Annotated in this window: 18 protein-coding genes; 8 read left to right on the top strand and 10 right to left on the bottom strand. The window is 61.3% G+C overall.

Going from position 1 to position 21,986, the window contains the following annotated elements; translation table 11 throughout:
- Positions 1-18: 18 nt before the first annotated feature.
- The 6 genes from WB650_RS13085 to WB650_RS13060 are packed head-to-tail and all read right to left on the bottom strand — an operon-like array spanning position 19 to position 8,703.
- On the bottom strand, positions 19-1,866 hold the full coding sequence (locus WB650_RS13085) for a radical SAM protein (protein ID WP_422300846.1): 1,848 nt from the start codon (positions 1,864-1,866) through the stop codon (positions 19-21).
- Positions 1,854-2,663, bottom strand: coding sequence for a class I SAM-dependent methyltransferase (locus WB650_RS13080; RefSeq protein WP_422300847.1), 810 nt, complete (start codon positions 2,661-2,663; stop codon positions 1,854-1,856). The genes WB650_RS13085 and WB650_RS13080 overlap by 13 nt, the downstream gene beginning before the upstream one ends.
- The gene (fdhD, locus tag WB650_RS13075) at positions 2,660-3,520 is read right to left on the bottom strand and encodes a formate dehydrogenase accessory sulfurtransferase FdhD (RefSeq protein WP_422300848.1); all 861 of its coding nucleotides are present in this window, start codon (positions 3,518-3,520) and stop codon (positions 2,660-2,662) included. The genes WB650_RS13080 and fdhD overlap by 4 nt, the downstream gene beginning before the upstream one ends.
- The gene (gene fdhF, locus WB650_RS13070; protein WP_422300849.1) at positions 3,517-6,603 is read right to left on the bottom strand and encodes a formate dehydrogenase subunit alpha; all 3,087 of its coding nucleotides are present in this window, start codon (positions 6,601-6,603) and stop codon (positions 3,517-3,519) included. Before fdhF ends, fdhD begins: the two co-directional genes overlap by 4 nt.
- The gene (locus WB650_RS13065) at positions 6,584-8,200 is read right to left on the bottom strand and encodes a formate dehydrogenase beta subunit (protein ID WP_422300850.1); all 1,617 of its coding nucleotides are present in this window, start codon (positions 8,198-8,200) and stop codon (positions 6,584-6,586) included. The genes fdhF and WB650_RS13065 overlap by 20 nt, the downstream gene beginning before the upstream one ends.
- Positions 8,197-8,703 carry a formate dehydrogenase subunit gamma gene (locus WB650_RS13060; protein WP_422300851.1) on the bottom strand — a complete coding sequence of 169 codons (507 nt, stop codon included), beginning with the start codon at positions 8,701-8,703 and terminating at the stop codon, positions 8,197-8,199. Before WB650_RS13060 ends, WB650_RS13065 begins: the two co-directional genes overlap by 4 nt.
- 94 nt (positions 8,704-8,797) lie before the next feature.
- Here WB650_RS13060 and WB650_RS13055 point away from each other — a divergent pair, with 94 nt between their 5' ends.
- Entirely contained in the window at positions 8,798-9,265 is a 468-nt protein-coding gene (locus tag WB650_RS13055; RefSeq protein WP_423960759.1) for a nitrate reductase associated protein, read from the top strand.
- 14 nt (positions 9,266-9,279) lie between these two features.
- Here the strand turns inward: WB650_RS13055 and thiD are convergent, their stop codons facing one another.
- Entirely contained in the window at positions 9,280-10,053 is a 774-nt protein-coding gene (gene thiD, locus WB650_RS13050) for a bifunctional hydroxymethylpyrimidine kinase/phosphomethylpyrimidine kinase (RefSeq protein WP_422301371.1), read from the bottom strand.
- Between the two features lie 163 nt (positions 10,054-10,216).
- Here thiD and WB650_RS13045 point away from each other — a divergent pair, with 163 nt between their 5' ends.
- Both WB650_RS13045 and WB650_RS13040 read left to right on the top strand, forming a co-directional pair.
- Complete coding sequence (locus WB650_RS13045; protein ID WP_423960757.1) at positions 10,217-11,926, top strand: DUF6178 family protein; 1,710 nt, start codon at positions 10,217-10,219, stop codon at positions 11,924-11,926.
- A gap of 9 nt (positions 11,927-11,935) precedes the next feature.
- Positions 11,936-12,244 carry a 4Fe-4S dicluster domain-containing protein gene (locus tag WB650_RS13040; RefSeq protein WP_422302858.1) on the top strand — a complete coding sequence of 103 codons (309 nt, stop codon included), beginning with the start codon at positions 11,936-11,938 and terminating at the stop codon, positions 12,242-12,244.
- Here WB650_RS13040 and WB650_RS13035 read toward each other — a convergent pair.
- The gene (locus WB650_RS13035) at positions 12,241-13,056 is read right to left on the bottom strand and encodes a bifunctional nuclease domain-containing protein (protein WP_422302856.1); all 816 of its coding nucleotides are present in this window, start codon (positions 13,054-13,056) and stop codon (positions 12,241-12,243) included. The genes WB650_RS13040 and WB650_RS13035 overlap by 4 nt on opposite strands.
- Before the next feature lie 388 nt (positions 13,057-13,444).
- Entirely contained in the window at positions 13,445-14,041 is a 597-nt protein-coding gene (locus WB650_RS13030; RefSeq protein ID WP_423960755.1) for an SAM-dependent methyltransferase, read from the bottom strand.
- A gap of 102 nt (positions 14,042-14,143) precedes the next feature.
- On the opposite strand from WB650_RS13030, the gene WB650_RS13025 reads away from it, so the two are divergent.
- The gene (locus tag WB650_RS13025) at positions 14,144-16,309 is read left to right on the top strand and encodes an ATP-dependent helicase (RefSeq protein ID WP_423960754.1); all 2,166 of its coding nucleotides are present in this window, start codon (positions 14,144-14,146) and stop codon (positions 16,307-16,309) included.
- Positions 16,299-17,444 (top strand): L,D-transpeptidase family protein, encoded by a 1,146-nt coding sequence (locus WB650_RS13020; RefSeq protein WP_423960752.1) that lies wholly within the window; start codon positions 16,299-16,301, stop codon positions 17,442-17,444. The genes WB650_RS13025 and WB650_RS13020 overlap by 11 nt, the downstream gene beginning before the upstream one ends.
- 305 nt (positions 17,445-17,749) lie before the next feature.
- On the opposite strand, the gene WB650_RS13015 is transcribed toward WB650_RS13020, so the two are convergent.
- Positions 17,750-19,375: an ArnT family glycosyltransferase gene (locus WB650_RS13015; RefSeq protein ID WP_423960751.1), complete on the bottom strand. Its 1,626-nt coding sequence runs from the start codon at positions 19,373-19,375 to the stop codon at positions 17,750-17,752.
- 94 nt (positions 19,376-19,469) lie between these two features.
- On the opposite strand from WB650_RS13015, the gene WB650_RS13010 reads away from it, so the two are divergent.
- The 3 genes from WB650_RS13010 to WB650_RS13000 all read left to right on the top strand — a co-directional run bounded on the left by WB650_RS13010 (position 19,470) and on the right by WB650_RS13000 (position 21,957).
- Positions 19,470-20,651, top strand: coding sequence for a DegT/DnrJ/EryC1/StrS family aminotransferase (locus tag WB650_RS13010; protein ID WP_422304047.1), 1,182 nt, complete (start codon positions 19,470-19,472; stop codon positions 20,649-20,651).
- A gap of 14 nt (positions 20,652-20,665) precedes the next feature.
- On the top strand, positions 20,666-21,607 hold the full coding sequence (locus tag WB650_RS13005) for a UDP-glucuronic acid decarboxylase family protein (RefSeq protein WP_422304048.1): 942 nt from the start codon (positions 20,666-20,668) through the stop codon (positions 21,605-21,607).
- Between the two features lie 77 nt (positions 21,608-21,684).
- Positions 21,685-21,957, top strand: a complete 273-nt coding sequence (locus WB650_RS13000) for a hypothetical protein (RefSeq protein ID WP_422304049.1) — start codon at positions 21,685-21,687, stop codon at positions 21,955-21,957.
- The last annotated feature ends 29 nt before the right edge of the window (positions 21,958-21,986 follow it).

The following is a 21,986-nucleotide window of genomic DNA, read 5'->3' as shown; positions in this document are numbered from 1 at the left end:
CTCAACTGCGCATTTATTCTAGCAGGCGCCGCAAACGGTGCATCGCTCGACATCGCACGGCGGGCTCTGATGCTCATGATGCGCCTTCTTTCTTTCGGCGAGCAGAAACCATTTGTGAATGTGATGATCGATAAAGTCCCACGGCAACAGCTCGTCGTCGACATAGTGACGGGTGACGAAGAAATCAGGATCGGGCAGCGACGAATTCTCGCCGGCCTCGACCTCGCGATGAATCTTCAACAACTCGTGCCAGATTGGCCCCGAGCTTTCGCAGCCGGCGGCTTCCAGCCGTTCCAGGATTCCGCTGACGCGGCGATCGCCTCGCGAGACCATCGTCTGGAAATACGCCTCGCGCGGCGATTCGGCGTCGAGTTCGACTTGTCCCAGGCGCGCGAGGCGCTGGCGCAGCATCGCGACCTTGCGCTTGATCGACCGCGCGTCCTGCATCGGGTCCCATTGAAACGGCGTCCACGGCTTGGGCACGAACGGATTGAGCGAGACAGTCACCGAGCCGATACGAGTGCGGCGCGCGCGGGCGCGCTCGAGCACCTTGGCCACCAGGTCCGCAATCGCGAGCACGTCTTCGTCGCGCTCCTCCGGCAAACCGATCATGAAATAGAACTTCAGGTTGCCGACGCCCTCGCCCAGCATCATCTCGGCGGCGTGGAGAATTTCGGCCTCGGTGAGATTCTTGTTGATGACCTTGCGCATCCGCTCGCTACCAGCCTCGGGCGCGACCGTCACGCTCTGATTTCCGCCGCGCGCCAATGCAGATGCGAGCGCGGGCAAAATACAATCGGCCTTCAGCGACGACGGCGACAGCCGACCGCCGCGATCGACGACCGCCGACGCGATTTCCGCGACGCCGGGTACACTCGCCATCTCGGCTCCCACCAAGCCAATAACTTTGCGCTCGCCAAGCCCGCGATCGGCCTCCGCGATCAGCATTTCAGGCGCGCGATAACGAATCGGGCGGTACATGAAACCCGCCGCGCAGAACCGGCATCCCCATTGGCATCCGCGACTCGCCTCGACCAGAAACATATCGCCGAAAACGCTTTCCTCGGTAAGGATCAGCGACGACGTCGTGAAGCGGTTGAGGTCGCGAATCAGCCGGCGATTCACCAGCGCGCTGCCGGGGCCGGAGTATTTCACAGTCGCGAGACGGCCGGCGTCGTCGTAAACGGGTTCGTAATAGTCGGGAAGATACGCACCCTGAACGGATGCGAGCTCGCGCAGTTGATTCGGCGATCCGCGCGTCGCATCCCAGCGCTCGATGAATTCGGGGACCATCTCCTCGCCCTCGCCAATCAGAAACAGATCGATAAAATCGGCGATCGGTTCGGGATTGAGGAAGACGGCGGAGCCGCCGGCGATGATCAGCGGGAAATTACGGCCCGCGCGATCGGCGCGTCGAGCAGGAATGCCGGCCATCCGCATCACGCTCAGGACGTTGAGATAGTCAGTCTCGAAGGAAATCGAAAACGCGAGGATGTCGAAGTCGGAGAGCGGACGGCCGCGCTCGAACGAGACGAGGCGCTCGCCACCGTCGCGGAAATTCTCGCGCTCGTCGGCGTCGGGCAGAAACGCGCGATCCGCGGCGACCGACGGATCGGATTCGAAGATATGGAACACGGCCTGGAAGCCGAGATTCGCCATCCCGAGCCGGTACGTGTTGGGATAAATGACGCAGACGGAAATGTCGCCGCCGGGCTGGCGCGCATAGAGCACTTTTTCGCGCGCGATGCGCTCGAGTGCGCGTTTGCGCGGGTAGTTCGACGACTCCGACATGACCATACAGAGTAACGCCCGGTGGATAGCACGCTCAAGAGGATCGTCGAAGCCGTTGGGACTCAGCGCTTCCACGCCATGTACGCGAAGAACTCAGGAGGTTCACCCTTTAGAATCCCGGAAGGCTCGGCGGCAAGAATCGCGGCGCGCAAATCGCGCTCGAACGCGTCGACGCGGTCGCCGAGCACTCGCCGGCTGCAGAACGACATCGAGTAGAGATTTCCAATCATCGAGTCGACAGTCCATTCGACGTCGAAGGATTCCTCGTAGCTGATGAGATCCCTAAAACGCGAGCGCGCGATGTATGCCTCGTGACGCTCTTCGGGCGGCGGTCCCGGAGATTCCCACGCCAGTCGACGCTCCGGGAGATAGCGCGCCAGCACCGTGTTGATAGCGGCGCGCCATCGCGTTGGCGGCTGCGGAGGAATAGGAGCGCCCTCGCCCACCACCGCGATACCGCCGCCGTCTGTGACGAGATCGTAGAGTGCGTCGAGCGTGGGCGCGCGGTCCATCCAGTGAAATGAATTGCCCATCGTGACGAGGCGGAACTGTCCGAGTGCGGGCGACAAGTCCTTCGAGCCGCCGAAGCGCCATTCGATATTGTTGATGCCGCGTTCGCGTGCGATGCGCGCGCCTTCCGCACGCATCTCGTCGTCAGGATCCATCGCAACGACTTCTTCGAACAGATACGCCAGCGCAATCGCCACAGGACCGGGACCGCAGCCGAGATCCAGTAGCCTGCCTGTGCCGTCGAGTCGAAAATGCTCTTGAAGAATCCTGACCAGAGAGGGCGGATACTTCGGACGGAATCGCGAGTAGTACCAAGCGGTCCCCTCGTAAATGCTCAAGTCGTACTTTTCGATTTCGCTCACGTGCGGGAAATTCGGTCGGGGCGCGTGTAGATGTTGAAGCTGCCGTCGCGCAGGAAGCCGACCAGAGTCGTGCCGATCTCGTCGGCCAGCTCCACTGCCAGCGACGACGGCGCCGACACTGCGGCGAGAATCGGCACGCCTGCAGCAGCGGCCTTCTGCACGATCTCGAAGCTGAGGCGTCCGCTTACCATCATTATATGTCGTGTCAGCGGGACCATCGAGTTCGTCAGCGCGTATCCGATCACTTTGTCGACCGCGTTGTGCCGGCCGACGTCCTCGCGGATTGCGAGCATCGTCCCGTCGAGCGCGAAGATAGCGGCGCCGTGAAGTCCACCGGTCGCGGCAAATACGCGCTGGCCGGCGCGGAGTTTCTCGGGCAGCGAAAGCAGAATCGCTGGTGCGACGTGCGCCGAATCCGAGGGTGGTGCGACGCGGCGGCGAATCGAGTCGACGCTGGTTTTGCCGCATATACCGCAGCTCGAGCTCATCACGAAGTTGCGCTTGAGGCGTGCGCGAAGTCCGTCAGCGGGCACGTTCAGAATGACGTCGATGGCGTTGGGCTCCGGCGCGCCCTTGCGTCCACGGACGCGACGAATCTCGCCGAGTTCCGTCGCGTCGTTTATGAAACCTTCGGCAAAGAGAAACCCGGCCGCGAGTTCCTCGTCATGCCCGGGCGTGCGCATTGTGAGCGTGAAGCGGCGGCCAGCGAGGCGAATCTCCAGCGGCTCTTCGACCGCAAGTTTCTCATCGCGCTCGGCAGTCGTGCCCCCGTGCCATTTGAGAGCTCGATGCTCTCGAACTTCGTCGCGAACAGCTACATCGTCATCGGCCCGGACGTGCGCGGAATCGGTTTTCATCCCTCGCCGACTTCTTCCGAATCGGGGACCGACTCGGTCGCAATGAAGGAAACGGCAAGGCGCACGAGCGGGCTCAGCTCATCGCCGCCCTTTGCCGCGTAGTCGACAATCTCGCGGCGCATCCGAGCCTCCCAGAAATTGCGCAGATGGTTCGCGACGCCTTCCGCAGCCTCCTCGTGATCCGGAAAGCCGGCGAAGTACGCTCCAACATCATTAGCCATCATGATGAGGCGATGAAGATCAGTCGGATGAGTATCCTGAGTAGCTAATCCATTCTCAGCGTGGGGATGTCCGTTGCCGTGAGCCTGCACTGATTCCGCCTCCGGCGATACCTGGACGGCGGTGACTTTGAACTCGGGACAGTTGGTCGCCCAATCGGAATGATCGCTCATCAGATCGTTGGTGCGCGACTCCGGATGATGAAAGGTCGTGTACACGACGCCCGGCTGGACGCGCTCTGTCAGCAGCGCTCGCAAACGCGTCTCGCCACGGCGCGCTTGCACCTGGAGCCAGTCTCCGTCGCGGATGCCGCGAAGTTCGGCGTCGCTCGGATGTATCTCGAGGCGATCTTCTGCATGCATCGCGGCATTCAGCGTGCGTCGCGTCTGTGTACCAACATTATATTGACTGAGTATTCGGCCAGTAGTCAGTATCAGCGGGTATTGAGAATTGGTGCGTTCCTCAGTGGGTACATACTCGGTAATCGTAAAGCGGCCTTTGCCGCGCACAAAGTGATCGGCGTGCATGGTAGGAGTGCCGGCGGGCGCATTGTCGTTGCAGGGCCATTGCACGGAGCCGAGCCGCTCGATCTTTTCATAGCTGACGCCGGAAAAAGTGGGTGTCAGCCGCGCGATCTCGTCCATGATTTCCGACGGATGCGAATACTTCATCGGGTAGCCGAGCGCGGTCGCAAGCTCGCAGGTAATTTCCCAATCTTCCTTGCCGGCGAGCGGCGCGGCAACTTTACGGACCATCGAGATACGACGCTCGCTGTTGGTGAAGGTGCCGTTCTTTTCGAGGAACGAAGAACCGGGCAGAAAGACGTGCGCGTATTTCGCGGTCTCGTTGAAAAACAAATCCTGCACCACCACGCATTCCATCGCCCGCAGCGCCGCCGCGACGTGATGGCCGTTCGGCTCGGACTGCGCGACATCTTCGCCCTGCACATAGAGGCCCTTGAAACTGCCGTCCAGCGCCGCGTCGAACATGTTCGGAATGCGCAGGCCCGGCTCGCGATCGACAGTCACGCCCCACGCCGCATCGAAAAGCGCGCGCACATCTTCGTCGGAAATGTGGCGATAGCCGCTCAACTCATGCGGGAACGAGCCCATATCGCACGAGCCTTGCACGTTATTCTGCCCGCGCAACGGATTCACGCCGACTCCTGGCCGGCCGATGTTGCCGGTCGCCATCGCGAGATTCGCGATACCCAGCACCATCGTACTGCCCTGGCTGTGCTCGGTGACTCCCAAACCGTAGTAAATCGCGCCGTTGGGAGCGCTCGCATAGAGGCGCGCGGCCGCGCGAACCTGGTCGGCGGGCACGCCGGTGATTTTCTCCATCGACTCCGGCGAATTGCGCGAGTCCGCGACGAACCTCTTCCACGCTTCGAACTCGCTCGGATCGCATCGCGCCGCCGCGAACGCTTCGTCAGTGAGGCCTTCTGTCACGATGACATGCGCGAGCGCGTTGATGAGCGCAACGTTGGTGCCGGGTCGGATCTGCAAATGATAGGAGGCCTCCACGTGTGGCAGTCGCACAATTTCGGTGACACGAGGATCGACGACGATCAGCTTGGCACCCTGTCGTAGCCGGCGTTTCATCTGCGCCGCGAACACCGGATGTCCCTCGGTGACGTTGGCGCCGATCACCATAATCACGTCGGCTTGCATCACCGAATCGAAATCCTGCGTGGTCGCGGAGGTGCCGAACGCAGTCTTAAGTCCATAGCCAGTCGGCGAATGACAAACGCGCGCGCAGGTATCGACGTTGTTGTTGCCGAATGCGGCGCGCACCAGTTTCTGCACGAGAAAAGTTTCCTCGTTGGTGCATCGCGAGGACGTAATCGCGCCGACCGCTCCGCGCCCGTTCTTTTCCTGGATGCGCCTGAACTCCGACGCGGCGTATTCGATCGCGTCGCGCCACGAGACCTCGCGCCACGGCTGGTCGATCGATTTGCGAATCATCGGCCGCGTGACGCGATCGGGATGCGTCGTGTAGCCCCACGCAAAGCGGCCCTTGACGCACGAGTGCCCGTGATTGGCCTGCCCGTTGGGATTCGGCACCATCCGCGCGACGAGGTCGCCCTTCATCTCGGCGCGGAACGAGCATCCGACGCCGCAATATCCGCAGGTTGTAATGACGCTGTGATCCGGCTGCCCGAGTTCGACCACGGACTTTTCCGTCAGGGTCGCGGTCGGACATGCCTGCACACACGCGCCACACGAAACGCATTCGGACGCCGAGAACGGACCGTTCTGTCCCGGCGAAATCACCGACGAAAATCCGCGCCCGTCAATCGTCAGTGCGAACGTGCCCTGCACTTCCTCGCACGCGCGGACGCATCGCGAGCACACGATGCATTTCGACGGATCGAAAGTGAAATACGGATTCGATTGATCCTTCTGCGCGTGCAGATGGTTGGCGCCGTCGCCGTTGCGGTAGCGCACCTCGCGCAGGCCGACCGCGCCCGCCATGTCCTGCAGCTCGCAATTACCGTTGGCAGGACAGGTCAGGCAGTCGAGCGGATGATCGGAAATGTACAGCTCCATCACGCCGCGACGCAGACGCGCGAGCGCCGGGCTCTCGGTGCGCACCTTCATCCCGGCGCGCGCCGGAGTCGTGCACGACGCCGGGTAGCCGCGCTGTCCTTCGACTTCGACCAGACACAGCCGGCATGAGCCGAACGGCTCCAGCGAATCCGTCGCGCACAGTTTCGGGATGTGGATTCCGGCCTCCGCCGCCGCACGGATCACCGAGGTGCCTTCAGGCACTGCGACTGTGCGTCCGTCGATCTCGAGCGCGACGGTTTTCGCGCCGGGCCGAAGTGGTGTGGCGAAATCGCTATCGCTGCTCGATCGCATGAGTACTGCCAGCTCCAGTTGTCGAGATAGTCAGATCCGCGCCGATGAAATCAACATCGTTGGCTGCCAGGCCGAAGTCCTCGGGAAAATATTTTAGCGCACTCAAAACGGGCAGTGGCGTCAGGCCGCCGAGCGCACACAGCGAGCCATACTTCATCGTGTCGCACAGATCGCGGAGCACTTCGAGATTCTCGCGCGGACGGCGGCGATTGACGATGTCGTCGATAACTTCGATGCCGCGAGTCGATCCGATACGGCACGGCGTGCATTTGCCGCACGATTCGATTGCGCAGAATTCCATCGCATAGCGGGCCATCCGCGCCATATCGACCGTTTCGTCAAAGACGACGATTCCGCCATGTCCCAGAATCCCGCCGCGCGCCGCGATTGATTCAAAGTCCATCGGCACATCGAGCATAGAGTCTGCAAAGTACGCCCCGAGCGGTCCGCCCACCTGCACTGCACGGACCGGTCTGCCGCTCGCGGTGCCGCCGCCGTATTCGTGGACGATATTGCGAAGTGTCACGCCCATCGACGTTTCGATCAGACCCGGACGTTTGGCGTTGCCGGCAAGTTGAAACGGTATCGTGCCGCGCGAATTGCCGACGCCGAAATCGCGGAAAAATTCGGCGCCGCGCTCGATGATGATCGGCACCGTCGCGAACGAGACGACGTTGTTAATCACCGTCGGCTTGCCAAACAGCCCTTCAATTGCGGGGACGGGAGGTTTGAAGCGCACCATCCCGCGGCGCCCTTCGATACTTTCGAGCATCGCGGTTTCCTCGCCGCAGATGTACGCGCCCGCGCCGAGCCGAATTTCGAGTTCGAACGACTTGCCGGTGCCGAGAATGTTCGCGCCCAAATAGCCATTCGAATAGGCAGTCGCGATCGTTTCAATTAGTGCGCGACGCGCATGCGGATACTCAGATCGCAAATATATGTAGCCTTGTGTCGCGCCGACGGCGAGCGCGGCAATAGTCATTCCTTCGATCAGCACGAACGGGTCGCCTTCCATGATCATGCGATCGGAATAGGTGCCCGAGTCGCCTTCGTCGGCGTTGCAGACGACATACTTCGGCCTCGCGGGTGCGTCGGCCGCAGTCTTCCACTTGATGCCGGTAGGAAACCCCGCGCCGCCACGCCCGCGCAGACCCGACTTCGTGACCTCGGCGACTACGTTGTCAGCACCAAGTTCGATCGCGCGCTTCAGGCCTCGATATCCGCCGTGCTCAATGAAATCGTCGAGTGATCTCGGATCGGTCACGCCCACGCGCGCGAACGTCAGCCGAGTCTGCGATTTGAGCCACGGTATTTCCTCGGCAACGCCGAGACGCAGGCGATGTTCGCGGCCGTCGAGAAAGTTTGTATCGAACAGCGACGCGACATCGTTTGCCGTGACTGGTCCGTATGCAATTCGTCCGGCACTGGTCGCGACCTCGACCATCGGCTCGTGCGAAAACATCCCGCGCGATCCGTTGCGCACGATCTTCACGTCCAACTTACGCGACGCCGTTTCAGTCCGAATCGCATCTACGACAGCGTCTGCACCGAGCGATACCGCGCTCGAGTCACGTGGGACATACACGACGGTGGTCATCGCGGCTGCCTCGATGAGGTGACGTCTGAAAAAATCTGGTCGAAGCGTTTCGGATCGACGCGGCCGTAGAGGTCTTCGCCGACGAGAATTGCCGGAGAGCATGCGCAGTTGCCGAGACAATAAACGGGCTCGAGCGTGAAATCGCCGTCGGCGCCGGTTTGTCCGAACTTGATTCCAAGACGCGACTGAATATGTTCCGCGAGCGCGACCGCACCCATCGCCTGGCACGACTCGGCGCGACATACGCGGATCACTTTTCGGCCCGGCCGCTCGGTGCGGAAATCGTGATAGAAGCTGATGACGCCGTGGACTTCGGCGCGCGAAAGATTCAGGCCTCGCGCGATCGCAGGCACGGCGTCCGGCGGGATGAAACCGACGCGCTCATTTACCGCGTGCAGCACCAGCATCAGCGCGCCGGGTTTCTCAGCCAGGCCAGCGACGATTTCGTCAACCATCCGAGAGTCCCAGGCGGGGGCACCATTCCTTGGGTTAATCGAAGCCACTATTGATCGCTATACCACGAATCGAGGCTCGCGATCTTGATCCCGGCGGTTGCGTATTGCAACCTTGCAATTGCCCCTCCCTTGGAGGTTCAAAATGATCCGCAAATTCAAATTTGAAGACGAGATGCATGAGAGCCTGCAATGCGTTCCGATGGCGGTCCGGCGCAAGCTCGATCACGTCGGTTTGAAAATCGGGCTCGAGCAATGGAAGTCACTCGACCGCGGCGAGCGGCTCGCGATCTGCCATTTTCCGGTCGATTCGGCCGAGGAATGCGATGGGCTGAGCGTTTTTATCCGCGAGGCGATGAAGCGCCGGTTCGGGGTCGAACCGAAAACTCTGACCGACGCGCAAAGAGCGTCTGCCGAACCGCCATCATCGCCGCCGGGTAGAGTCGTCGCGAATGCACGCGCGGCGGGCTTCGATCTGAGTGCCGAGGTTTGGTCGCAGCTGGATCCCGACGAACGATTCGCGCTGCTCAAAATGGGCGACGCGGAGACCCCGAGCCACAACCTGGCCGCGGCGTTGAAGGAATTCAAGGTGCCGCGCGATCGCGCAAGTTAATCACGATCAACTAATCAACCGCGCGCGAAGTGATCGAGGAGCGCCCGCCCTTTCCCCAATTTGAAGCTGTGCTTGAGGGCCGTGGTCACGAAGGTCTTCGCGCCGCGGACCGCGTCCTCGAGTTTTGCGCCGCGCGCGAGATGCGCCGCGATCGCCGCCGAGAATGCGCATCCGGTGCCGTGCGCGCCGCCGCCTGCTATCCGCGGACCCTTGAGCTCCACGAAGGTGCGACCGTCGTAAAAAAAATCCGTCGCGTACTTATCGTCCGCGCGATGCCCACCTTTAATGACGACCGCTTTTGCGCCGAGTTTGATTATCTTCTTCGCCGCTTCACGAATCGCCGCGTCAGAATCCATTCGAATGCGCGTCAGTACCTCAGCCTCGGCGATGTTGGGCGTCACGATGCGCGCGATTGGAATGAGGCGTTTTCGAATCGCGCGCTCCCCTTTTGGACCAATCAACAGCGCGCCGCTGCTCGACACGATCACCGGATCGACTACGGGGGCCGGCAGTTTGAGGCGTTCGATCGCGCGTGCCACTGCCTTGACCACGCCCACATTCGCCAGCGCTCCCGTCTTAAGCGCGCGCGGCGCGAACTCCAAAGCGAGAGTGTCGAGCTGCGCCTCGACCATCTCGGACGATACGGGCTCGACCTCCCCTACTTTCCAACTGTTCTGTGCGATCACCTGAGTGATCACCGAATAGCCATACACGCCAAGCGCCGCGAACGTCTTGAGGTCGGCCTGGAGGCCTGCGCCACCGCCGGGGTCGCTGCCTGCTATCGTCAATGCTACGGGATGTTTCGAATTGCGAGAGGGCAAGAAAAGGCTCTGATGTACTGTCAATCATCATATCTGATAGCGAGGACGCGCGAAAGATTGGGGCTCAGTTGATCAGTTGGGGAACGTCGCGATACTTTGCCGATGAGATGCGACGGTTGCCGCGAGGCTTATGGCAGTAAGAGGCGAATCGGAATTTTTGAATCTTCCGTTCCAGGAAAAGCTGGAGTTCCTGTACGGCCTCCCTGCGCGCCAGAAGCGTGACCTGATCCTCTCCGCGCCCGAGGCCGAGCGCCTCGTCCAATCGTTCTCGCCGGAGACGCTCTTCTACACGCTCAAGGAAATTGGTAGTGCCGACGCCGGCGACCTGCTGAGCCTCGCGATACCCGAGCAGGTCCGGTCGCTGTTCGATCTCGATTGCTGGAATCGCGACCGTCCGAATGTGCATCGCATGCGCGAATGGATCGAGGCGATGGCCGACGGCGGCCGGCGCAAACTGGCCGACGCGCTGATGGGCCTCGACATGGAAATGATGTCGATCCTGCTGCGCGGCTACATCAAGGTGCATCGCATCGACGACGCGGCGTCCTCGCCCGACGCGACCGCGAATCGTTTCGCGCAGTTCGACGAGAACTATCTGATCGAGTTCATTCGCCACGACGCTATTTCGCAGCACATCTCGGATTTCCTCGAAGAGGCGTTCGAGCGCGACTACAACTACTTCGGCGGCCTGATGGAGGAAATCTATTGGGGCGTCGAGGCTGAGCTCGAGGAAGAAGCCTACCAGTTCCGGCGCGCGCGCCTGAGCGACCGCGGCTTCCCCGATTTCTTCGAGGCGCAAAGCGTCTTCGCGTACATCAAACCCGAGCAGTTTCTCACGATTCGCGCCGGCTACGAACCGCCAAGCCGCGCCGATCTGCCAGACGATAACGAAGTGATCGCGCCCGAGATGGCGCCTGCGATTGCCGACGGCGACGTCTCCCTGTTCAACACCGCGCTTACCGCTGGATTCGCCGCACAGGGCAAACGTCAGCTCCGCAGCGAGATGGCGATGGTCAGCAACCAGGTGCTGGTGGCGCGCGCGGTGGATTTCGGCGATCTCGAAGCAGTGCGCGTCGCGGTCGAGATGACGCATCACTATCTCAACCTGGCGCTCGAGCATCTGGCGGGCGGCGACCTGCAAAGCGCGATCGAGCATCTGCGCGACACGCCGCTGAAGCTGCTGTTCCGTCTGGGCGTGAGCTTGACGATCGATCTGCGCACCAGCACCGAGCTGACCTTAAGGAAACTCGGGCTCTCGAGCCTCAAGGTGCGCGAGATTCCCTACCTCGACTCGCCCTATCGCGAGGCGCTCTCAGGTTTCATGGCGCGGCAGCCGCGATACTACAGCGGCCTCGACGGCAACGGTGCCGTCGAGATGCGCGATTTCGCCAGCATGCGCGATTTGCATCTCAGCTACGCGATTCTCGATCAAATCGATTCGGCCGCCGAACTGTTCCGCGCATTGTTCGCAATCGATATCTCTTCGCCGAACTTCCGCGCACAGATGGCTGCGCGCGACGTTCGCCTCAGCCAGCTTGTGCTGACCGGCCTCGCGCGCCTTGCGCTGGACGACCGCCTCACGATCGATCCGATCGAAGGCAACAGGCTGAATGCGATGCGCGCCGCTATCATGACCGGGCAGCCCGGCGTCCTCAGTGACGAATTTCGCGGCAAGCTGAATCACACTCTCACTGAGAGAATGGACGATACGACCCGAAAGCGCACCGCCGGATTTTTGAACTCATGCCTGAACCTGCTCGAGGAAGAATTCGCCAACCTTGGCGGCGAGCGCGAGATCGATCCTCGCTTCATCGAAAGCGTGCTCGTGAAAATCGTATAAGAGGATCACGTGGCCCGCGATTCATCGAAACCGGAATGCAAGCAGGAGGCGGGCGGCGTTTTCGCGCCGGTGATCGACCGCATGCGATGCGAGGCCAAGGAAGATTGCGTCGAGGCTTGCCCTTACGACGTCTTCGAGGTGCACAAACTGAGCGACGACGACAAGCGCGCGATGCCGCTGATTGCGCGGGTGAAGGCATGGGTGCACGGCAATCGCCAGGCGTTCGCGGTTCGCGCCGAAGAATGCCATGCGTGCGGCCTGTGCGTGACCGCATGCCCCGAGCATGCGATTAAGCTGATGCGAGTCGCGAGCGCCTAGCGCGCACCGTCGGCAGCCAGCCTGACGGTGCGATTCGAGCCGTCGCGATTCAGAGTCAACGTCACATCGCCGTTCTTGACGTCCGCGACTTGCCGATTGAAGTCGTCGAGCGCCTTGACGTCGTTCTTCCCGACCTTGACCACGATATCGCCGCGCGCGACGCCCGCCTTCTTCGCCGACGAATCGACTTCTGACACCAAAACGCCGCGCCCGCCCGGCTCACCGAACGCGCTCGCGAGGTCGGGAGTCAGTTGCTCGACGGTCAGGCCCAATGCTCGCGCAGTGTCGGGAATTTTTCCGGCGCCGCCGAGCCCGATACCGGGCGCGGATTCGAAAAGTTTTGCATTCACATAAATCGGTGCGTTCATGTTCATCGCCAGCGCGATCGCATCGCTCGGCCTGCTATCGATGGTGTAGCGTCCGCCGTCCATATAAATCGTCGCGTAGTAAATCTCGTCGCGCATGTCGGCGATCTCGATTCGATCGACACTGTTCCCGGTCTTCCCGATAATCGACCGAATCAAATCGTGCGTGAACGGCCGCTCGGGCTTGATTCCGTGCAGCGCGAGGAGGATCGCAGTCGCCTCGTTCTCGCCAATCATGATTGGCAACACGCGCGACTCGGTATCATCGAGCAGCAGCACATAGTTCGAGCCCGTCTCGTCGTCGAAGCCGACCCGCGCGACCTGCACTCTTACTTCGTCGGGCGAAACTTTCGCGGCTGACTGATTGGGCGATCGCGTGCATGAACAGGCTGCCACGACGGCTGCCAGAAGCAGCAGGCACAGGTGACGCCCGCCAAAAGCCCTCATACTCAAAGATTACGCGCGTCCCGAATTTGAAGCCAAGCGCGCCTCCGAATCCTAACTCTCCTTGTCCGTTGTCCGAGGAACTCTTGCATAACTCGGCGCGGCGCTCTTCCCCTCTCCCGCGGGGAGAGGATTTAAGGTGAGGGACCTTGTTCAGCGCGCATTTTTCGCGCGCGATTCAGAATTCTGCTTCTGCTCCGAAAGCACACGGAGGTAACGCAAATCGGTCCTGGCAAGCAGGTTTTGCATAACGGCGAACCGGACCAGAATCTTGAATCGCGACCGAAAAAATCGTTCGCTGAGTAAGGTCCCTCACCTTAAATCCTCTCCCGTCGGGAGAGGGGAAGAAGTCCAAGCAAGGTTACTCAAAGATTTCTTGTCCGAGAAGAGGTTAGGACCTGCGGAAGTCGCGCGCGACTATATACAGCTCCGACGATCCTGGGCGGCTCGCTTTGGTCCGCCTTACCTCGACGCTTCCGAAATGCGCCTTGAAAGAATCGACGATGTCCTTGAACTGCGCGCCCATGAAGAGCTTTGCGACCATCGACGCGCCCGGCTTCAGCATCGTGGTCGCGAAAGTCAGCGCGCAATCGATCAGCTCTCGCGATCGAGCCTCGTCGCGCGCGGCAATCCCGGTCAGCTTGGGCGCTAGATCACTCGTCACCAGATCAGCGCGTCCGCCAAGCTCGCTCTGCACGCGAGCGGTCACGGCAGGATCGAGGATGTCGCCGACGATCGCGATCGCGCCGGCCGGCGCATTCTTCACCTGCGCGAGATCGACACCCACGACGCGCCCGCTCGCACCGGCCGCGACCACGAGGATCGCCAGCCATCCGCCTGGCGCGCATCCCAGGTCGACGACTCGCGCGCCTTTGCCGACTAGCCGGTTGCGCGCGATTATTTCCTCAATCTTGAACGCCGCCCGCGACGGCAACCCCATCGCGCGCGCCTTGCGATAAAATTTGTCGTGAGGTTCGTAGGTTGCCACAAATTTCATCCGCTCACTTTGCCGCGCGCGCCGGAGTCGCTATCTTGATCTACTCCGCTCCGAAGTTTTAAGGCTGCGACGGTCACTGTGAATCTCGACGAGTTGAATTCTGAACAGCGCGCCGCTGTGCTCGCGCCCGACGGCCCAATTCTCATCCTCGCAGGCGCGGGCTCGGGCAAGACCCGCGCGCTGACCTACCGTATCGCCCACATCCTGGCCGAGCGCAAGGCGTCGCCGTTCGAGATGCTGGCGGTGACGTTCACCAACAAAGCTGCCAACGAGATGCGCGAGCGCGTCGCGACTCTGGTCGGTGACGATTCGCGCCTGCCGTGGGTCAGCACGTTTCATTCCGCGTGCGCGCGAATTCTGCGGCAGGAGTGTCACGCGCTCGGCTACGATCGCAATTTCTCGATTCTCGACGAAAGCGATTCGCAGACCACGATTCGCCGCGTGCTCGAGGACGCCGCGCTGGCCGAATCTCCTCCGCTGGAACTTGCTCGCGCGCGAATCGAGCAGGCCAAGAACGAAGCAATCTCGCCCGAAGAAATGCTCGCGAGTGCACCTCCCGGGCGCGAGACCTCGACTGCGCGGATTTACCAGCTCTACCAGGAGCGGATGCGCACGATGAACGCGATGGACTTCAGCGATTTGCAATTGCAGACCTGGATTCTGTTCCAGCGCTTTCCCGAAATCCTCGAGAAGTGGCAGCGGCGCGCCGCGCATCTGCTGGTCGACGAATACCAGGACACCAATCGCGTGCAGTACCTGATTGTGAAGGCGCTCGCCGCGCGATCGGGAAATCTGTGCGTGGTTGGCGACGAAGATCAATCGATCTATCGATGGCGCGGCGCCGACATCCGCAACATCTTGGATTTCGAGCGCGACTACCCGGCCGCGCAAATCTTCAAGCTCGAGCAGAACTATCGCTCGACGAAAACTATCCTTGCGGCGGCCGGCGGTGTCATCCGCAACAACACCGAGCGCAAAATCAAAAATCTGTGGACCGAAAACGGCGCGGGCGAGCCGGTCACCTATTACACCGGCGTCACCGAGCGCGACGAGGCCGACTTTATCGCGCTCGAAATCGCGCGGCTGACAGGCTCCGGCGGATTCAGGCCTGCCGACGTCGTCGTTTTCTACCGCGTCAATGCTCAGTCGCGCGCGATTGAAGAAGCTCTCGTGCGCAGGAGAATCCCCTACTACGTCGTCGGCGGCGTACGCTTTTACGAACAGCGCGACGTCAAAGATCTGCTCGCATACCTGCGCGTGCTCGCGAATCCCGCCGACGCCGTCAGCCTCGAGCGGATGGTCGGGACGCCGCCGCGAGGAATCGGCGCGAAGTCTTTCGAAGCAATCACCGAACTGGCCGACCGCCAGCACATCACGGCGTTCGAGGCGATGGGCCGCCTCGAAACGTACTCCAAAGTGGCGCTCAGAATTGCCAAGCAGGCCGGGATGCTCTATTCGTGGATGCACGATCTCGCCGCGCGCATTCCGGAGCTGAGCGTGCGCGGGATTGTCGAGGAAGTCGTCGCGCACAGCGGTTTCGAGGCTTACCTCGGCACCCTGGAAGACGCGACCTTCCGCAAGCAGAATCTCGCCGAGATGCTCTCCGCGGCAAGCGCCTTCGACGCCGAGAAATCCGGCGGCGGCTTGCCCGAGTTCCTCGAGCGCGTCGCCCTTGTCAGTGACACCGAGCAGATCGACTCCAGCGGCGGACGCGCCGCGCTGATGACCTTGCACACATCAAAGGGCCTCGAGTACCCAATCGTGTTCATGGCCGGAATGGAAGAAGGCCTCTTCCCGCACAGCCGATCCGCCGATATCGACGAGGAAATCGAAGAGGAGCGCCGCCTCTGCTACGTCGGGATGACGCGCGCGCGCCAGTTGCTCTACCTGACCAACACGCTCTCGCGCGAAATCTACGGCGTGCGCCAGGAGTCGCGTCAGTCGCGATTCATGCGCGAGATTGATTCCAGTTTGATTCGACGTATCGCGCCTGAACGCCACACCGCGCCCGTACGCCCGTTGTCCCCGCGCGAGGCCTACGTCGACTACGGCGACAGCCAACTTCCCGACGACGAACCAGGTCCCGGCGGAGACGCGTTCTCAATCGGAGCCAAGGTAGTGCATCCAACCTTCGGCCGCGGTATCGTTCGCCGCCGCGAGGGACGTGGCGACGGGGCCAAGGCGTGGGTGAATTTCGATCGCGGCGGCATCAAATTGCTGGTACTCAAGTTCGCAAACTTGAGGTTGATTGCAGACTGATCGCATCGGTACAATTCCACCCAACGCGACGGCTCCTGCCGAACCGTTCACGCGGATTTACCGCCAACTCGCCCGGGGTTTCATGAAACGCTTCATCAATATCGCCGCTCGACTATTGCCCGCCGTGATGCTGATTGCGTTGGTCGCAATTCCAGCCGCGCACGGCGCGTGGACCGAAGACGAATTCGAGAAACGTCCGCTGTACGCCTATCCGCTTCCGCGCGGCAAGGACGACATCATCGGCAATCTCATCACGTACCAGATCCAGAAAGGAGACACTCTGCTCGATGTCGGGCGATGGTTCGGCGTGACGGCCAAGGAAATTTCCAACGCGAACGCAGGCATCGATTGGTGGGCGCCGCCTGCCGGCCGAGTGATCGTCCTGCCCGACGAGCACATCCTGCCCAACACGCCGCGCGTCGGCATCGTGATGAACATCCCCGAGATGCGCATCTACTATTATTTTCCGTCGCCGACCGGGCCGATCCACAGCAAGGCCAAAGTGACTCCCGCCAAGTTCGTGCCCGGCAAAAAGCATTCGGGAGGAGTCACGCCGTCGGTGGTCTACTCGTTCCCGGTTGGCCTCGGACGTTTCGATTGGAAAACCCCTGAGGGAGTTTTTACGGTCCGCGGCAAGACGCGCAATCCGACCTGGGTGGTGCCCGATGACATCTACCAGGAGCATCTCGAGCGTGATGGCGAAGCCGAGCACGTCGTCTCCGGCGACGATCCCGACAATCCGCTGGGAAAATATCGCATCGAGCTAACCCTGCCCGAGTACGCTTTTCACGGAACCAACGTGCCGTGGGGCGTCGGCATGGAAGTCAGCCACGGATGCATCCGGCTGTACCCGGAGGACATCGAGCGCTTCTTCAACAAGGTAAAAATCGGCACGCCCGGGATGTTCGTCTATCAGCCAGTGAAGTTCGGATGGCGCGGCGACGCACTCTACGTCGAAGTTCACGAAGATCTCTACGGCAAGTACGCCGGTCTGTGGGCCTACGCGCAGAAGGAAGCCGATCGACAGGGACTGACAGATCAGATCGACATGCAGAAGCTTGAAAAAGCCGTCGAGCAGAAGACCGGCGTCCCGACCTACATCATGCCAGGACCTGCGCCCGGCAGCGCCAGTTAGTCGGGGCGAGTCACTTTATCTTATGTGAAACCCGCCGTGGGTTTCACACTTCCTTGGGCAGGGGTGACCCCTGCACCCGGTATCAATCGCAAAGTTGCGCGCAGCGCACTACTTTGCTCTCGGTCGGGGAAGGGTTAGTTAATCATGCGAGACCCTGATTTATGAAAGGCGGAACAGCACCACCATTCGCGCACGCCGCCGAGTTACCACTCCCTGAGAGCAAAGTAGCGCGCTGCGCGCAACTTTGCTCTCTCACTGGGTGCAGGGTCACCCCTGCCGCCCGCCGCGCAGGCGATTATCTCGAATTATTTTGGGGCGGCGACCGGCTGTTTCACCAGATAAAAGTATCGATGGCCCAGGCCGAACGGGCCCGGCCACTTGAGTCGCCGCACGACCTCCATGCCGGCGATCGGTTCGCTCGCGATCGTGTATTCACCCACTTTCGGCGACGTGATCATCGGGATCCCCGCTTCGAGCTCCATTGCTTCAATTCCGTGCTTGGGATACCGATAAAGATCTTCGCCATTCAGCGCGTAACCGGCGTCGATCGCTGAGCGCGGAACTCCCTTATGCTCGAGTTCGTTGCGCGTCGCGAGCACCACCGCCATCCCACGTTGATACGCGTACGTCCCTCCAAGCGATAGCAGGCCCATCGCCAACGTCATCGCAAATCCTGCCGCCATGACGATCCTGCTACGCGGGAGCGGCGCGATCGCAAGCATTATCGCGCCGGCCGGCACCAACACCAGGTAATAGCGGTCGTTGTAGAACCACAACGGTATCGTCGCAGCCCAGTAAATTATTGCGGCTATCGCGGTCGCGGCAGCTCCGCGGCTGAGAGTCCTGAAACTTTGCGCCGACGCGACGACAAATCCCGCCGCGCCGAAGCTCGCCAGCAACATGAACACATATTGCCAGCCGCCGTCCCATGAAAAACGATTATCCTGCCCGCGCAGTATCAGCACGTTGTGCCATCCGCCGAAGCAACTGTACTCCGGCGTCACTGGCATCCGATTGTCCATCCACATCAGGACGAATGCTGATGCGAAAATTGCCGCGCCACCAATCGCCACCCGACGCCATCGCGGCGTCGCGATCTGTAAAATCGCAAGCGGCGATAACACTGTACCCAGGTAAAGCAGCGGACCGAGCACGCCCGCGCGGAGATAATTCGCAATCGGCACCATGAAAAGGTAGCGGAAATGATTTTCGTTGAGCTGCACTTCCCAAGGCCTCGGACCCAGCACCGTCAGCCAGGCCCCGATTCCCACGCAGATCGCGAGCGCCAGAGCGAACGGCGCCATCTTTTTGATCCAATCCGCTCGACTCCAACGATTCGTTCCCTGCAGCAGCCCGGTGTCGTGGAGAATCATCGCGCCGACACAGCCTGCTATCACCATCGCGGCGAACGGCCGAATCAAAAAACCGATCACCGCCGTCGCCGCCGCTATCCACAGCCACAACTGCTCGCGCCGTCCCTCTGCCTTGGCGAACGCCAGGTGCGCCGCGATCATCGCGGTCAGGAACGGAATCTCCGTCATGAACGAGAAGCTCAGGAAGGTGAAGCATGGATTGCAGATCAGCAGACCGGTCGCCGCGAGCGCCTGCCATCGCGGCGCGCCGCATTTGATCGCGAGCGCATGGAACATCACTCCGCACAGCACCGCCAGCACGACCACAGAGATTTCCAGCGACACCGAGTTGCCGCCGAACGCATGCGCCCACGTCACGCCGTACACCACCTGCGCTATCGGCATCGCCTGCGAGAAGCCGGCGAACCTGATCTCGCCAGTGCGCAGATACCGTCGCACGGCGGAACCGTAAAGCCAGCTGTCCACCACCGGCGCGTCCGTCAGCGGATGCAAAATCCAAAGCGCGAACGCGTACCATCCAACCACCACCGCTGCCGCGGCCCATCCTGCGCGCCTCATCGACTCCTGCCTTGCTCCCGTTTTAACCTATCCCTTATACTCCGAAATCAACTCGACCAACGGGACTGCACCGATTTCAATCGAATCACACACAATGCGACAAGTAGCTTTTCATCGTCCGTCCATCGGACCCGACGAGGAGCGCGAGGTACTCGACACCCTGCGCTCCGGATGGATCACCACCGGCCCCAAGGCCAAGCGTTTCGAGAGCGAATTCGCCGAATACGTCGGCGCCAAACACGCGCTCGCGCTTTCCCATTGCACCGGCGCGCTCCATCTCTCGCTATGGGCGCTCGGCATCGGCCCCGGCGACGAGGTTATCACCACGCCGTTTACCTTCACCGCGACCGCCGAAATTCTCGGCTACCTCGGCGCGCGCCCGGTGTTCGTCGACGTCGATCCCGGCACTTTCAACATCAACCCGGCGCGCATCGAGGAGGCACTCGAGAGCGGCGCTAACAAACGCGTCCGCGCGATTCTGCCGGTGCACTTCGCCGGTCATGCTTGCGACATGGATCGCATCCTCAACATCGCGCACACCTACAATTTGAAAGTCGTTGAGGACGCCGCGCACGCCGCCGGCTCTGCCCGTCACATGGACGGCCGCGGGATGGCGAAGATCGGCACCATCGGCGACCTCACCTGCTTCAGCTTTTATGCCACCAAAAATTTCACCACCGCCGAGGGCGGCATGATAACCACCTCGGACGACGCACTCGCGGAAAAAATCGCGGTCGCCAGTTTGCACGGGATGAACAAGGACGCGTGGAAGCGCTACGACAAGAGCGGCTCCTGGTATTACGAAATCCACGACATGGGCTTCAAGTACAACCTCTCCGACGTACACGCCGCCATCGGATTGGCCCAGCTCAAACGCGCCGACGACTTCATGCGCCGACGCGGCGAAATCGCTCGAGCCTATAACGACGCCTTCCGCGGCGACGACGCCCTCCAGCCCGCATACTCCGAGCCCGGCATCGAGCACGCCTGGCATCTCTACGTGCTGCGCATTCGCCCCGATCGCCTCCGACTCGGCCGCAATCAGTTCGTCGAGATACTACGCGAGCGCGGCGTCGGATGCTCCGTGCACTGCATCCCGCTGCACACGATGCATTACTATCAGCGCATGTACGGCTACCGCGACGGCGATTTCCCCGTCGCCGAAGATATTTTCAGCCGCTGCCTCTCGCTGCCCATCTATGCCGCGATGACTGACGAGGACGTCGCCTACGTGATCGATACTGTTCGCGCCATCGTGCGAGAAAACCGGCGCTGAGTGAGGAGAAACTTTTGCGAACACTGGTAACCGGCGGCGCGGGATTCCTTGGCTCTCATCTTTGCGAGCGCTTGCTCAACGACGGCCACGAAGTCATCTGCCTCGACAATTTTTTCAGCGGCAAGCGCGCCAACATCATGCATCTGCTTGGCAACCGCAATTTCGAATTCATTCGCCACGACGTGGTCGAGCCAATCCTGCTCGAAGTCGATCGCATCTTCAGCCTCGCGTGCCCCGCTTCACCCGTGCATTACCAGTACAACCCGGTGAAGACCACCAAGACCTCCGTGATGGGCACGATTAACATGCTCGGTCTCGCCAAGCGCGTGCACGCGCGCATCCTGCTTACATCCACCAGCGAAGTCTACGGCGATCCAGAGGAGCATCCGCAGACCGAATCGTATTGGGGCAACGTAAATCCGATCGGCGTGCGTTCATGCTACGACGAGGGCAAGCGCGTCGCCGAATGCCTCATGATGGACTATCACCGGCAGAACAACGTCGACACCCGCATCGTGCGCATCTTCAACACCTACGGCCCGCGGATGGCGATCAACGACGGCCGCGTAGTCTCCAACTTCTGCGTCGCCGCGTTGCGAGGTGAAGATCTCGAGATTTACGGCAACGGCAATTCAACCCGCTCATTCGCCTACGTCGACGACATCATCGACGCTCTCGTTCGCATGATGAACCAGGACACGCACCTCGGGCCGGTGAACATCGGCAACCCCGACGAATTCACCATCGCGCAACTCGCCAAGCTCGCCATCGAGCTCGCGGGCAGTTCGTCGAAAGTGGTGATCAAGGGCCCGCGCGTCGACGATCCAGTCCGTCGCAAACCAAACATCGATCTCGCGAAAAAAGTCCTCGGATGGGAGCCGCACGTCGCGCTGCGCCCCGGCCTCGAAAAAACCATCGTGCATTTCCGCGAAGTCCTCGGCATCCCGATCGAGTGACATTCTCGCTGCTTGCGATTCCTGCCAACTGGCGACAAGATAAATGTAGTCCCTTCTGCGCGAACCTGTGCCGCGTCATGAATCGGAAGACTCTAGCCCTCTCCCTGTTTTTCCCGTTCGCATTTGCCGCATGCTCCGCGACGCCCCCTCCGGCTCCCCCGCCTCAGCCGATCGTCTACATGCCGCCCGATCCCAACCCGCCGCCGCCCGACGAATGGAACCTGTTGCCCGATCCGACCACCGGCCAGGTCGACGTCTATCACCAGGGCGGCTACGTCGGCTCCGTCACCGGCGATGAACCGAAGGACGAAGACCCGCCAATACCGCATCCCGTGCAGCACGCAGACTAACTATCTTTCCGAATACTGGGTGCAGGGGT

Source organism: Binatus sp. (SeqCode) (assembly GCF_049584895.1).
GTDB lineage: Bacteria > Desulfobacterota > Binatia > Binatales > Binataceae > Binatus.
This window is presented reverse-complemented; position numbering and strand designations above follow the sequence as displayed.